The sequence below is a fragment of the Herminiimonas sp. KBW02 genome (assembly GCF_003852535.1).
In the GTDB taxonomy this organism is placed as follows: domain Bacteria; phylum Pseudomonadota; class Gammaproteobacteria; order Burkholderiales; family Burkholderiaceae_D; genus Oxalicibacterium.
The window spans coordinates 566450-580549 of sequence record NZ_QAJP01000004.1 but is presented as its reverse complement, the minus strand read 5'-3'; the positions used below and the strand labels follow the sequence as shown (position 1 = coordinate 580549).

Annotated in this window: 15 protein-coding genes; 3 read left to right on the top strand and 12 right to left on the bottom strand. The window is 53.3% G+C overall.

Features of this window, described 5'->3' with window-relative positions; translation table 11 throughout:
• Positions 1 to 5: 5 nt before the first annotated feature.
• From DBR37_RS07020 to pstS, 8 genes are all read right to left on the bottom strand, one after another.
• Positions 6 to 1439: a mannose-1-phosphate guanylyltransferase/mannose-6-phosphate isomerase gene (locus DBR37_RS07020; protein WP_124573737.1), complete on the bottom strand. Its 1434-nt coding sequence runs from the start codon at positions 1437 to 1439 to the stop codon at positions 6 to 8.
• A gap of 155 nt (positions 1440 to 1594) precedes the next feature.
• Positions 1595 to 2914 carry a phosphate regulon sensor histidine kinase PhoR gene (phoR, locus tag DBR37_RS07015; protein WP_124573736.1) on the bottom strand — a complete coding sequence of 440 codons (1320 nt, stop codon included), beginning with the start codon at positions 2912 to 2914 and terminating at the stop codon, positions 1595 to 1597.
• 16 nt (positions 2915 to 2930) lie between these two features.
• A complete protein-coding gene (gene phoB / locus DBR37_RS07010) occupies positions 2931 to 3620 on the bottom strand; it encodes a phosphate regulon transcriptional regulator PhoB (protein WP_012080139.1) in 690 nt (229 codons plus the stop codon).
• A 6-nt stretch (positions 3621 to 3626) separates the two neighbouring features.
• Positions 3627 to 4337: a phosphate signaling complex protein PhoU gene (gene phoU / locus DBR37_RS07005; protein ID WP_124573735.1), complete on the bottom strand. Its 711-nt coding sequence runs from the start codon at positions 4335 to 4337 to the stop codon at positions 3627 to 3629.
• A gap of 70 nt (positions 4338 to 4407) precedes the next feature.
• Positions 4408 to 5193: a phosphate ABC transporter ATP-binding protein PstB gene (gene pstB, locus DBR37_RS07000; protein WP_076590879.1), complete on the bottom strand. Its 786-nt coding sequence runs from the start codon at positions 5191 to 5193 to the stop codon at positions 4408 to 4410.
• 20 nt (positions 5194 to 5213) lie between these two features.
• Positions 5214 to 6074, bottom strand: a complete 861-nt coding sequence (pstA, locus tag DBR37_RS06995; protein WP_124573734.1) for a phosphate ABC transporter permease PstA — start codon at positions 6072 to 6074, stop codon at positions 5214 to 5216.
• A complete protein-coding gene (gene pstC, locus DBR37_RS06990; protein WP_199739085.1) occupies positions 6071 to 7063 on the bottom strand; it encodes a phosphate ABC transporter permease subunit PstC in 993 nt (330 codons plus the stop codon). Before pstC ends, pstA begins: the two co-directional genes overlap by 4 nt.
• Positions 7064 to 7200: 137 nt before the next feature.
• A complete protein-coding gene (gene pstS, locus DBR37_RS06985) occupies positions 7201 to 8244 on the bottom strand; it encodes a phosphate ABC transporter substrate-binding protein PstS (RefSeq protein WP_124573732.1) in 1044 nt (347 codons plus the stop codon).
• A gap of 178 nt (positions 8245 to 8422) precedes the next feature.
• On the opposite strand from pstS, the gene ppk1 reads away from it, so the two are divergent.
• Together ppk1 and sixA are read left to right on the top strand one after the other, a co-directional pair.
• Positions 8423 to 10522, top strand: coding sequence for a polyphosphate kinase 1 (gene ppk1 / locus DBR37_RS06980; protein WP_124574188.1), 2100 nt, complete (start codon positions 8423 to 8425; stop codon positions 10520 to 10522).
• A gap of 3 nt (positions 10523 to 10525) precedes the next feature.
• A complete protein-coding gene (sixA, locus tag DBR37_RS06975) occupies positions 10526 to 10984 on the top strand; it encodes a phosphohistidine phosphatase SixA (RefSeq protein ID WP_124573731.1) in 459 nt (152 codons plus the stop codon).
• 20 nt (positions 10985 to 11004) lie between these two features.
• On the opposite strand, the gene DBR37_RS06970 is transcribed toward sixA, so the two are convergent.
• The 4 genes from DBR37_RS06970 to DBR37_RS17150 form a co-directional block, all read right to left on the bottom strand.
• A complete protein-coding gene (locus DBR37_RS06970; RefSeq protein WP_124573730.1) occupies positions 11005 to 11406 on the bottom strand; it encodes a hypothetical protein in 402 nt (133 codons plus the stop codon).
• Positions 11407 to 11460: 54 nt separating this feature from the next.
• Positions 11461 to 11802 carry a zinc ribbon domain-containing protein YjdM gene (locus DBR37_RS06965; RefSeq protein ID WP_124573729.1) on the bottom strand — a complete coding sequence of 114 codons (342 nt, stop codon included), beginning with the start codon at positions 11800 to 11802 and terminating at the stop codon, positions 11461 to 11463.
• A gap of 148 nt (positions 11803 to 11950) precedes the next feature.
• Complete coding sequence (locus DBR37_RS06960) at positions 11951 to 12574, bottom strand: hypothetical protein (protein ID WP_124573728.1); 624 nt, start codon at positions 12572 to 12574, stop codon at positions 11951 to 11953.
• Positions 12575 to 12673: 99 nt separating this feature from the next.
• Positions 12674 to 12829: a hypothetical protein gene (locus DBR37_RS17150; protein WP_158610236.1), complete on the bottom strand. Its 156-nt coding sequence runs from the start codon at positions 12827 to 12829 to the stop codon at positions 12674 to 12676.
• A gap of 76 nt (positions 12830 to 12905) precedes the next feature.
• Between DBR37_RS17150 and DBR37_RS06955 the strand changes: the two genes are divergently transcribed.
• Entirely contained in the window at positions 12906 to 14081 is a 1176-nt protein-coding gene (locus tag DBR37_RS06955; protein ID WP_124573727.1) for an MFS transporter, read from the top strand.
• The last annotated feature ends 19 nt before the right edge of the window (positions 14082 to 14100 follow it).

Below are 14100 nucleotides of genomic sequence, written 5' to 3'. Positions count from 1 at the left end.
ATGGGTTAAACACGACCGTAGCGATCTTCCAGGCGGACAATATCGTCCTCGCCCAGATAATCGCCGGTTTGTACTTCTATCATGACGCAATCCACAACACCGGGATTCGTCAGCCGATGTGCGGTACCGGCAGGAATATACGTGGATTCATTACGCTGGACAAGAATTTCACGCTCGCCATTAATGACCTTGGCTGTACCCGATACCACCACCCAATGTTCACTGCGATGGTGATGCATTTGCAATGACAGGCTGGCCCCCGGTTTAACTACGATACGCTTGAGTTTAAAGCCTTCCCCCTCTTCCAGCACTGTATATGTGCCCCAGGGGCGATGGGTCTTGCGATGATGATGCACCGTCGCATGCGATAACAGTTTCAGCTGCGCCACTACGGATTTAACATCCTGCGCCCGGGAATTATGGGCAATCAGCAAGGCATCCGGCGTATCCACCACCAGGAGATCATCAACACCGATTGCGGCGACCATACGGGTATCGCTCTGGATAAAGCAGTTATCGGCATCCAGTAATACGGCGTCACAACTGGCGCGATTACCCCGCGCGTCCGGCGCAACCAGTTCAGCCAGGGCAGACCATGAACCGATATCGCTCCAGTCAAAACTGACCGGCACAACCGCGACCTTGTCGGCCCGCTCCATCACAGCATAATCGATGGAAATATCCGGAGCCTGAGCAAAACTCGCAGCGTCCAGCACCACCGGATCCTTGTCAAAGGCAGTCGCAACAAAGGTTTGCTCTACTGCCGCCAATACTTCAGGAGCACATAGCCGGAGCGCGGCCAGCATAGCTCCCGCAGTAAAGCAAAACATGCCGGAATTCCAGGTAAAGCGCCCGGAAGCAAGGTAATCCTTCGCAGTCGCCAGATCCGGCTTCTCGACAAAACGGGCAACTTTATTGCCAGCCGACCCTGCCAACGCAGCACCACTCTCTATATAGCCATAACCGGTTTCAGGCGCCGTCGGCTGTATACCGAAAGTCACAAGATGTCCTTGCACAGCCAGCGCCTGCGCATGTGCCACGGCCTGCGCAAAGGACTGTTGATCCTTGATCAGATGGTCTGCGGGCAGCACCAGCAAAACCACCTCATCACCGTATTTGCGCGATGCATGCAAGGCAGCCGCCGCAATCGCGGGGGCCGTATTGCGACCAAGTGGCTCCAGCAAATAGTCATGCACGACGCGACCAGCTACGGCGTCATCCGCATTGGATTCGTATTCGTCGCGTGTGAGGAAGTAGTAATCACGATTCGTGACCGTCAGGATGTGCTCTACGCCAGGCAAGGCCAGCGCACGTTTGAGTGTCTTCTGCAGCAAGGTCTCGCCGTCTGGCAAGGCGATAAACGGCTTGGGCAAGGCTTCACGGGAAACCGGCCACAAACGCGAACCGGCGCCACCGGAGAGAATGATGGGAAGAAGCATCTAAATAACTTTCAGTCATACTAAATATACGCTTGCCGTATTTTAGTCGATTGATAAGCCATTTTTACCGCATTGCAAAATAATTAATCAAAAGCAACTATTTAAAAGATACATTTAAATAGACAGACAATCATGAAATTGCCTGTCTATCAATTTTATTGGCTTTTGAGCAGGTGCAGTGCGTCGTTTTCGACCACGCTATTGTCAAATTTGACGATGAAGGTACTCCCCATCTCCGGCTGCGACTCAATCGCCAGCACCGCACCGTGCCTGAGCAGCACGTGTTTAACGATAGCCAGCCCCAGTCCGGTACCCTGGGTTTCACGGGAACGGCTCTTGTCGACGCGGTAGAAACGCTCGGTCAGGCGGACAATGTGTTCAGCACGTATGCCTATGCCGCTGTCTTTGACGGAGAACTGTGGTCCATTACCGACATCCTGCCATTTGATGTCGATACGACCGCCTTCCGGCGTATAACGCACCGCATTCGAGACCAGGTTGCCAAAGGCGCTGCGCAATTCGTCGGTGCTGCCCTGGATGTCCGGACCTTCCACCGTCAATGAGATGGTGTGACGACCACCGGACAAGGCTTCTGCTTCCCGCAGGATTTGCCGTAACAGGTTGCCGATGTTCACGTGTTCCGGGCGCAGTGGATAGTCAATCGACTCCAGCCGCGTCAGCGTCAGCATGTCTTCAACCAGGTTTTGCATGCGCTTGCCCTGCTCGATCATCAGATTCAGGTGCGACATCCGCACATCCGGATCAAGGTTGGGCTGACCCTGTGCAATTTCGAGGAAGCCGTTAATGACTGTCAACGGCGTGCGCAGTTCATGCGAGGCATTGGCGATGAAGTCTCTACGCATCATTTCGATACGATCGGATTCAGTCGCGTCATGCGTGACCAGGATCTGACGACGGTTTTCAAACGGGATGATCTGTACGATCAGCTTGCGATCCTTCAACGTCAGCGTCAGTGGCTGCTCGTACCGTCCCAGAATGATGTAATCGATGAAGTCAGGATTACGGATCAGATTGGTGACCCGCATGCCCTTGTCACGACCATTGTTCAGACCCAGGTGTTTTTCCGCAGCCGGGTTGCACCACTCGAGGAAGAGCACGTCGTCCATGATGACCACGCCGTCCGGCAGCAAGCTCATGGCCTGACGGAAGCGCGCCAGCCATTCGCTCAGCTCGGCGCGATTGCGTTCATCGTCGCGACGCAGGCGATACAGGCGTGAAAAGATATCGGTCCAGGCGCCCCAGCCATCCGGCAGCTTTTCGCTATCCGGATGATCGAGCCAGGCGCTCAGCAAATACAGGTAATTGAGCTGTACGACGATCAGGGCGATCATCAGTACTAATGCAACGGCCAGCCCGATGGACCAGCCGAAGAAGTACCCGACTATCCCTGCGAATATCAAGATGATGGATAGTCGCAGGCTTGCGGGTACCCAGAACAACAACTGAGGATTCATAGAGAGCTTGGTCGGCTTATTTCGTAGAAAGCATATAGCCTACACTACGCACCGTTTTGATCAAGTGTTCCGCGTCTTTCAGGGCTTTACGCAAACGCAGCACGTGGACGTCCACCGTACGCTCCTCGATCACGACGTGATCGCCCCATACCTTGTCCAGCAGCTGGCTACGCGAAAATACGCGGTCCGGATGCGCGAGGAAGAATTTCAACAGTTTGAATTCAGCATGGCCGATGTCGATTTTTTCATCGTTCATGCTGACGCTGCAGCTGACCGGATCCAGGCTGATATTCCCGGCGGTCATGAGTGTCTGCGAATGCTCGGGCGTCTTGCGACGCAGCAGTGCATTGATACGTGCCGTCAGTTCACGTGGTGAAAACGGCTTGGTGACGTAATCATCGGCGCCATTGTCGAGGCCGGCGATTTTGTCTTCTTCCATGCTTTTTGCAGTCAGCATGATGATAGGCAGTTCATTGAACTGGCGATCAGCGCGGATACGCGATAACAGACGCAAACCGCTTTGATCAGGCAGCATCCAGTCGAGCAGGATCAGCTGCGGCAGGCGTTGCTGGATGAAGTCCCAGGCATCGCCTGCGTTCTGAACCGCAGCAACGTTCCAGCCGGCCCCTTTCAGGGTAAATGTCACCAGCTCGATAATTGGCGGTTCGTCTTCAACAATCAGAATAGTAGGTTTTTCAGCAGCCATAATCGCTTAGTTAGTGGTGCGCTCGTCCAATTGGGTAGCAGCGTAATCAGTATGGCGAATATCCTTGCCTTCGACAATGTAGATCACGTATTCCGCAATATTTTTTGCGTGGTCACCGATGCGTTCAATCGCCTTTGCCACCCACAAGGTATCCAGCGCGCTGGAAATCGTGCGCGGGTCTTCCATCATGAAAGTAATCAGCGTACGCATAATGGAGCGGAACTCGTGGTCCACTGCTTCATCTTGCGCAATCAGTTTGATCGCTTGCTTGCCATCTAGGCGCGCAAATGCATCCAGTGCGTCGTGCAACATGTTGCTGGCGCTGCTTGCCATCACACGGATGGTTTCGTAGTGATTGATGGTGGTGACGCCACGCTCGGTAATGTTTTTGGCTGCACGTGCGATTTTGGTCGCTTCGTCGCCTATGCGCTCGAGGTCGGTAATGACCTTGATGGTCGCCATCACGGTACGCAGATCATTCGCCGCCGGTTGGCGTTTGACGATCAGATGGCTGCATGCATCGTCCAGCGACACTTCCAGGTGATTGACGTTTTCATCCGCTTTGATCACGGTTTCGGCCTGGCCGATGTTACCGCTTCTAAAACATGCCACAGCATCGTGGAACTGGCTCTCAACAAGGCCGCCCATCAACAATACTTTGGAACGGATGGTTTCCAGATCCATGTCGTATTGCTTGGAAGAGTGTTCGCCTGACATCAGGTTTCTCCTAAATAAATTCAGTTAAATGTTTGTGTACAGCACGCTGCACGTTCTTATTCTTGTTCAATCAACCGAAACGACCAGTGATGTAGTCCTGTGTATCTTTCTTGTTCGGGTTCATGAAGATCTGATCGGTTTCACCGAATTCGACCAACTCACCCAGGTACATATAAGCCGTGTAATCCGAGCAGCGTGCTGCTTGTTGCATGTTGTGCGTCACGATGGCGATGGTGTAGTCGCCTTTCAGTTCGCTGATCAGCTCTTCGATTTTTGCGGTAGAGATCGGATCCAGCGCCGAAGTAGGCTCATCCAGCAACAATACGTCCGGCTTCACTGCAACGCCGCGTGCGATACACAAACGTTGTTGCTGACCACCGGACAGGCTCAGGCCGCTCTTATTGAGCTTGTCCTTGACTTCGGTCCACAGCGCCGCCTTGTTCAGGGCCCATTCGACGCGCTCGTCCATTTCGCCTTTCGGCAGGTTTTCATACAGACGCACACCGAAAGCGATGTTGTCGTAGACCGACATCGGGAACGGAGTCGGCTTCTGGAACACCATACCGACCTTGGCGCGCAACATGTTCACGTCCTGACCTGGTTCCAGGATATTTTTGCCGTGGTACATGATCTTGCCTTCGGCACGTTGACCCGGGTACAGGTCATACATGCGATTGAAGGTGCGCAGCAAAGTCGATTTGCCGCAGCCGGACGGGCCGATGAATGCCGTTACCTTTTTATCGTGAATATCGAGATTGATATTCTTCAGGCCCTGGAAGGAGCCGTAGAAGAAATTCAGGTTGGCAATTTCGAGGGTCTTTTTATTGGTCATGTCCACAGACGTTTGAGTAGTCATAGCGTTCGCTTGGATTAAATTCAGTTATGGATTTTTTGATTGAACAAAGAACGCGACAGGATGTTCAGTGCCAGTACGCTGAAGGTAATCAGCAATGCACCGCCCCATGCCAGCGAACGCCAGTTGTCGTAAGGACTCATCGCAAACTGATAGATCACCACTGGCAAGTTGGCCATAGGCGCATTCATGTTGGCGCTGTAGAACTGGTTGTTCAACGCAGTAAATAACAATGGTGCTGTTTCGCCCGAGATACGTGCGACTGCCAGCAGAACGCCGGTAATGACGCCAGCCTTGACTGCACGCAGACGCACGAAGGTGGCAACGCGCCAGCGCGGTGCACCCAGCGCAAATGCCGCTTCACGCAGGCTGGTTGGCACCAGGTTCAGCATATTGTCGGTAGTACGTACGACGACCGGAATCGCAATCAGGGAAATCGCAAAGCTGCCGGCCCAACCGGAGAAGTGCTTCACGTTCGCCACGTAGATTGCGTAGACAAATAAACCAATCACGATCGATGGTGCAGACAACATGATGTCGGTCACGAAACGGGTAACTTTGGCAAACCAGCTGACTTCACCGTATTCCGCCAGATAAATACCTGCCAGGATACCGATCGGTGTGCTGATAAAGACTGCGGCGCCGACCATCAGCAAGCTGCCGACGATGGCATTCATCAAACCACCACCTTCACTACCAGGCGCAGGCGTGGTTTGCGTGAAGATCGCGAGATTGATTGCGCCGACGCCTTTGATCACCAGAGTGAACAGAATCCACATCAGGAAGAACAGACCCAGCAACATCGCCATGAAGGACAAGGCGATACCAACGCGATGGATAAACAGGCGTTTCCGATAAACCGGATTCATGGTTTCGGTTTTCATTTAGCACCCTCCTTGCGGGACATGCCCATCAACATCAGCTTCGCAGCCGAGAGGACGAGGAAAGTAATCACGAACAGAATCAGGCCGAGGGCAAACAGCGACGATACGTGCAATACCGATTCCGCTTCAGCAAATTCATTTGCCAGCGTCGATGCGATACTGTTACCAGCTGCAAACAGTGACCACGATAATTTGTGCGCGTTACCGATGACGAAGGTAATCGCCATGGTTTCACCCAGCGCCCGTCCGAGCCCCAGCATCACGCCACCAACTACACCGATGCGGGTGTACGGCAATACGACTTTGCGTACCACTTCCCATTTGGTGCAGCCCAGTGCGTAGGCTGATTCTTTCAGGACTGGCGGCACGATTTCAAAAACGTCGCGCATGACCGAAGCGATGAACGGGATGATCATGACTGCCAGGATGATGCCTGCCGCCAAAATACCAATACCCATCATCGGACCTTTGAACAAATTGCCGATAATCGGTAATTGACCCAGGGTCGCAGCCAGCGCAGGCTGGATGTAATCCGAGAACAATGGCGCAAATACAAACAAACCCCACATACCGTAGATGATACTTGGCACACCTGCCAGCAGCTCAACTGCGGTGCCCAATGGTCGTTTCAACCAGGCCGGGCAGATTTCCGTGAGGAACAAAGCGATGCCGAAGCTGATCGGGAAAGCGATCGCCAGGGCGATGAGAGAAGTAGCTAATGTGCCGACGATGGCAATTGCTGCGCCATATTGATCGTTGACTGGATCCCACTCAACGCTGGTCACGAATGGCAGACCGAATTCTTTTAACGCTGGCCATGCCCCTATCATGAGGGATGCAATGATGCCGAGCAAAACGAACAAAACGCTCAGCGCGAAGATGAACGTTACTTTATGAAATAAAAAATCCTGCAGACGCTGCTTGCGCATGGTGGCCATCAGCGATTTGCTGAAGATGCCGCTTTCACTATTTTCTTTATCGATAGTCATTGCGTGGGCAGGAATAGTATTAAGACTTGCGCTCATAATTATTTGGTTTTAAGCAGGGCCGCCTCAGTGCACCTTGCGGTGCGTGACTGAGACAGCCCTTAGTTAAATAGCGACTGAATCTACGATTAAATCAGCTCTTACCAAATAGCCTTGCCGGAAGCATCTTTAACATTTGCTTTCCATGCGTCCTGAACCAATTTCACAACTGGTGCAGGCATTGCAACGTAGTCCAGGTCAGCAGCCATTGCGCCGCCATTTTTGTAGGACCAGTCAAAGAATTTCAACACTTCTTTAGCGCGCTCAGCCGATGCTTGCGATTTGTGCAAGAGGATGAACGATGCGCCAGTGATAGGCCAGCTAGCTTTACCAGCCTGGTTGGTCAGGATCACGCCCATACCTGGGGTTTTTGCCCACTCAGCACCAGCTGCAGCCGCCTTGAATGTTTCGTCGTCAGGTTGTACAAATTGACCGTCACGGTTTTTCAATTGTGTGTGGGACATTTTGTTCTTTTTAGCGTACGCGTATTCTACGTAGCCGATCGAACCCTTGATACGTTGTACGTTAGCTGCAACGCCTTCGTTACCTTTACCGCCCACGCCTGCTGGCCATTTAACTGCTGTACCTGCGCCCACGCCTTCTTTGAAGTCAGCATTGGTTTTCGACAGGAAGTCGGTCCACAGGAATGTGGTACCCGAGCCGTCCGAACGGTGTACGACGGTGATGTCGGAGTCTGTCAGTTTTGCACCTGGGTTCAATGCGGTAATACGTGCATCGTTCCATTTGGTGATTTTACCGAGGTAGATGTTAGCCAACACTTCGGACGTCATTTTCAATTGACCTGGGGTGATGCCGTCCAGGTTGACGATAGGCACAACGCCGCCCATGATTGCCGGGAATTGCAGCAAGCCTTCAGCTTCCAGCTCTTCTGCTTTCAATGGCATGTCGGATGCGCCGAAATCAACGGTTTTTGCCTTGATTTGTTTGATGCCGCCGCCGGAACCGATGGATTGATAGTTCAAGCCAGTACCGGTTGCAGCTTTGTAGGATTCAGCCCATTTGGAATAAATTGGGTATGGGAAGGTCGCACCAGCACCTGTAATATCAGCTGCTACTGCGGAAGAGAACGCCACCGCTGCGACTGCAGCTACCATGGCGGTTTTAACAAATTGATTCAATCGCATAACTGCTCCTTAGGGTTAACTAAATAAGACAGTGCGAACTCTAGCGAACAATTATGACAGCTTTATGACTTCGGAAAATTCCTGTCATAAACTTGATTTTGGACAAAAAAACCTGTCATTAAGTTGTCATAATGGGCCACTACACTCTGCGAGGTCACCAATGGCCAAAGTCAAGAAAATGCACAAGAAAGTCATAGCAGAAGCCGTTTCCGCCCCAGTATTACCGCAAAGCGCCATCTATTTAAACCGTGAATTGTCACAATTGGCCTTTAACCGCCGGGTACTGGCCCAGGCCGAGAACCCAGACGTCCCGCTGCTGGAACGCTTGAAATATTTGTGCATCGTCAGTAATAACCTGGACGAACTGTTTGAAGTCAGGATCGCCAGCCTGCTGGCAAATAACCATATAGAAGGCGAGTTTATTGAACCGCCTGCACTGTCTGCGGCATTGGCTGTCGCCGGCGCTGAATGTCATCAAATCGTCGAACGTCAGTACCGGGTATTAAATGAGAGCGTACTGCCGCAACTGGCGCAGGAAGGCATCCATTTATTACGTGACCAGGATCGCAATGACGCACAACGTGCCTGGGTTAAAGCCTATTTCGACCGGGAAGTGCGTCCGCTGCTGACGCCTATCGGCCTTGATCCGGCTCATCCCTTCCCGCAAGTCGTCAATAAAAGTCTGAATTTCATCGTGGAGTTGTCCGGCAAGGATGCTTTTGGCCGCGGTACCGCGATTGCCATCCTGAAAGCGCCACGCGTTTTGCCGCGTGTCATACAGCTGCCGGCGGAATTATCCAGGAACGGCGTCTCTTTCTGCCTGCTGTCCTCCATCATCCACGCCCACATCAATGACCTGTTCAGCGGTCGTGAAGTATTGGCCTACTCCCAGTTCCGCGTCACACGCAATAGCGACCTGTGGGTAGATGAAGAAGAAGTTAAAAACCTGCGTCAGGCCCTGCAAGGCGAGCTGCAGAGCCGTAACTTCGGCGTCGCCGTACGCCTGGAAGTCGCGAAAAACTGCCCGCCGCACCTGTCACAATTCCTGCTGGAACAGTTCTCCATCGACAAAAACCGCCTGTATGCAGTCGACGGCCCGGTGAATATGGTGCGTCTGTCCGAGCTGATCGACCATGTCACCAAGCCGGAACTGCGTTTCCCACCCTATTCCCCTATGTATCCGCCGAAACTGGCGAATGCTGACTTGTTTGCAGTGATCGGCAAACACGATGTGCTCCTGCACCACCCGTTCCAGTCCTTCCAGCCGGTACTCGAATTCATCCGTAGCGCGGCGCAGGACCCGGACGTGGTCGCCATCAAGCAAACCATTTACCGTACCGGTATGAACTCCGACCTGATGGAGTCGCTGATCCTGGCAGCGCAACGCGGCAAGGAAGTGACCGTGGTGGTTGAATTGATGGCGCGCTTTGACGAAGAAGCCAATATCAACTGGGCTGATCGCCTGGAACGCGCCGGTGCGCAAGTGGTGTACGGCGTAGTTGGCCTGAAAACCCATGCCAAGCTGGCATTGGTGATCCGCCGCGAAGCCGGCGCACTGCGCTATTACGCACACATGGGCACCGGCAACTACCATCCGAGCACCACCAAGTTTTATACTGATTTCGGCCTGTTGACGGCCAATCCGGCTATCTCTACCGAGGTAAATGAAGTCTTCATCCACCTCACCAGCCTGACCAAACCGAAGAAACTGGAACATCTGTGGCTGGCGCCTTTTGCCCTGCAAAAGGAGTTCATACGCGCCATCCGCAATGAAGCGAAGATCGCGCGCCTGGGTCGTCCCGGCCACATCATCGCCAAAATGAATGCATTGCTGGATGAATCCGTCATCCGCGCGCTGTACGCGGCGTCAGCCGATGGCGTAAAAATCGATCTCATCGTGCGCGGTGCCTGTGCGCTGCGTCCTGGCGTACCTGGCCTGTCAGAGAATATCCGCGTCCGCTCCATCGTCGGCCGCTTCCTCGAACATAGCCGTATTTATTACTTCCGCAACAACCTGGCGCACGATGTCTATCTGTCCAGCGCCGACTGGATGAACCGCAACCTGTTCCGTCGCATCGAAGTCGCGTTCCCGGTACTCGATCCGGCCCTGAAGAAACGTGTCATTACCGAAGGTTTGAATCCCTACCTCAAAGACAATTCAAATTCATGGGAACTAGATTCCAACGGCGTCTATCAAAAACGTAAGCCTCGCGGTAAATCCGGTGCATTCAGCGCGCAACAACACTTAATGCAAGTATTAGGCAGCCCTGTGGAGTAAAAAATGGAACTGATCTTGTGGCGGCATGCAGAAGCGGAAATGGGTGAACCCGACGAGGGCCGCGCATTGACTGCGAAAGGTCACAAGCAGGCATGGAAAATGGCTGAGTGGCTGGACCACAATCTGCCGAACAGCTGCAAGATCCTGGTCAGCCCGGCCACCCGCACGGTACAGACTGCGGAAGCGCTGGGCCGCAAGTTCAAAATCGTAGACGACCTGAGTCCGGAATCCACTGTCGAAAAAATCCTCGCTGCCACCAACTGGCCGGATAGCCGCGAGCCCGTGCTGGTCGTCGGCCATCAGCCTGCACTGGGTCAGCTGGCAGCCACGCTGGTTACCGGCAGTCCGCAAGACTGGACTATCCGCAAAGGTAACGTCTGGTGGATAGTGCAACGCGAGCGCGGCGATATTTCCGGCAATTATGTGCGCGCAGTCATGGCGCCTGACCTGCTGACCAAATAAACAACCGGGCGATCCGCTCACTACAAGCCGAACAAACCGTCCTTATCTAGGATGGCATACGTAATTTCAGGATTACGTTCCAGGCATTTGCGTATGGCAGCGGGTATCGTTTGCCGCGTCTTGCGACATAAGCCCTGCTGTTCTTCCAGCACGATATTCAAGCCGCGCACCGTACGCACCTCATTCAGACCCGGACTGATTTGCAGCGCGATCCCCAACTGGGCATACATGCGCTCTTCCATATGCTTGAGATCGGCATAGCTGCTGATCGCCTCTATCCGCTCGATCAGCTTTTTTTCTTCCATCCTGGTTAAGCGCAAGATACGCAGATCGCCTGCCGGCTTGCCCAGCAACTCATCGCGCTCGCAGGTGCACAGTCCTTGCGGGCATTCTTCACGCATTACAAACGGCGGCGACTGCATGGCATCACTCCATGACGGTATTGGCGTCAGCGCGCACCAGGCGCTAACGACCGCTTACACTTTCTTGACGAACTCCGACTTCAGGCTCATCGCGCCAAAGCCATCGATCTTGCAATCGATATCGTGGTCGCTATCAACCAGGCGGATGTTTTTAACCTTGGTTCCTACTTTAAGTACACCGCCCGAACCTTTCAACTTCAAATCCTTGATGATGGTCACGGTATCACCATCCTGCAACACCGCCCCGACCGCATCGCGGTACACCTTCGCCTGCTCGGTGACTTCAACTGCGGCCTGGCCCGACCATTCATGCGCGCACTCAGGGCAAATATACAGGCTGCCATCCTCATAAGTGAATGCAGAATGACATTGAGGGCATGCAGGCAAATTGCTCATAGGGTGTCCTTACAGATAAAACGTTATTGGCAAGCGGTCAAAACTAAATCGAATAAAAAAAGACAAGCTTGAAGCCTGTCTTTTTTATTATTCACGATACCCTTAAATATAATCCATTATTCTCAGGGCAATCCTGCCAAATTTCTGGCTAATCTTCATCGAGATCGTTCATTATGCCTTCTTCCAGGCAATCCAGAACCTGAATCAGCAATTGCTCCAGGGACTTATCTGCCTGGCTTTTCGTAAGCATGGGTGTCAGATGTTCTTCCCATAATTCATCAAATTCGTCCTGATGGTAGCGCGCCAGTCCAAACTGGTGCTGGGCATCGAAGTAAATATAAAACGCTTCTTCCAACTGCCCATCATAACGATAGAAGCCTATGCATTTGTAATTTGCATTGATGTAATCAATTTCTACTGGAGATATGTGCTGAAATTCCGGGCGATCATTCCCCCATGAGTGCTTGATAGCATCTATCAGCCCCATGGAATAACGTTTGTCAGAATTGCGCTCAGCCTTCAGTTCTTCAAGCAATGTAGAAACTGAAGGTATGTTGAGATGATAGTCTTCGGAGTCATTCCGCAAACCACCTATCTGCTGATAGTAGGCTGGCACTTCCATATCAAAAAAAGGGAGCAGTTCGTTGAGTTGTTCTGCTGATGCCAGCCCGGTACTCTCTATTCCGAAGTAGTGCAGATAATCAGAATCCTCATCAGGCAGATTTGCAATTGCTTCATTGAATTCTTTGATTCGCGCTTTTAATACATCCATGGCCAATACCATTTAATAAGTTAAAGAACGAATTATTTAGCTAGTTAACTCAGATCAGGGTACGGATTCATCCGATAGTTTTCGGTTACCAAAATCTATTCAATTTTGCAGAATGCCGCCCGCGCCATCGCAGGCGGCGCTTTCCCGCAACAGCAGGCTTTCATTCGCGTAATTTTTCATGTTATTCTGCCTGCGCTGTCGCACGTAGCTGCGCACGCCGTAAGCGTTTACGTCAATCAACGCGCAACCTGTCATGGATTATGGCGGGAGTGCGCTGACGTATGTGCTGCAGCGGGCTCCCGGGACCATGGTGTTATACGGAGTCTGTTACATGTCTGAAGCATCCCCGCGTTTTGATACTGCGTATCGTCAACTCATCTGGAAGACGCTCGCCCTCTTTCTATCCTATCTCGCTGTTGCCATGTCCTTGCCGGTACTACCGGTATATGTCACCCAGCAACTGCAATACGGCAATGTACTCGCCGGCCTCGCCGTCGGCATTACCTTCCTCGCGACCATACTGACCCGCAGCCAGGCCGGTACGCTGACCGACCGCATAGGCGGCAAACACAGCATGCGGCGCGGCCTGGTGATTTACACCATTGCCAGCCTGGTGTGCTGGATCTCGGCCTGGCCACTCTTTCCTGTTCCATTCAGCTATGGCTTGCTGATCGTCGGCCGCCTGCTGCTGGGCTGGGGTGAAAGCCTGGCGCTGGTCGGCATGCTGGGCTGGAGCATAGAGCAGATGGGACCCGCCCGCGCTGGTCGCGTCATCGCCTTGTCCGGCATGGCTCTCTACGGTGCATTTGCGGTTGGCAGTCCGCTCGGACTGGCGATCTTCCAGCACTTTGGCTTTACCGGCCTGATGCTGGTCTGTGCCGCCCTGCCTTTGCTCGGGCTGGCCATGATCAAAAACATGCCGGAAGGCGCACTGCAGAACGGCGCACGGGTATCGTTCTGGCGCATCCTCGGCCGCATCTGGCGTCCGGGGCTGACCGTGGGGCTGCAAGGCGTCGGCTTTGCCGCACTCGGTGCCTTCATCACCCTGCACTTCATCAATCAGGGTTGGGCCTACGGCAGCCTGGGCCTGACCTTGTTTGGCGCCGGCTTTGTCGGCATGCGTTTGTTCTGTGCTCACTTGCCAGACAAGGTCGGCGGCAGCCGCGTCGCCGTCGTTTCACTGGCGATTGAAGCGACCGGTCAATTCCTGCTGTGGAGCGCCAGCGAACCGGCCTGGGCCTTGCTGGGAGCACTGCTGACCGGTATCGGCTGTTCGATGATCTTCCCGGCTATGGGGATGGAAGTGGTCAAGCGCGTCCCGCCGCAATTACGCGGCACCGCCGTCGGTGGCTTCGCTGCCTTCCAGGATATCGCTTATGGTTTGACCGGGCCGGTGGCAGGCTTGTTTGCCGATCACTATGGCTATGCGTCGGTGTTCCTGATCGGCGGCATCGCCGCTGTCATGGGAATAGGAACTGCGATACTGACTGGCCGCGAAAAGACTTGAACTGAGGTCGAAACGCCGT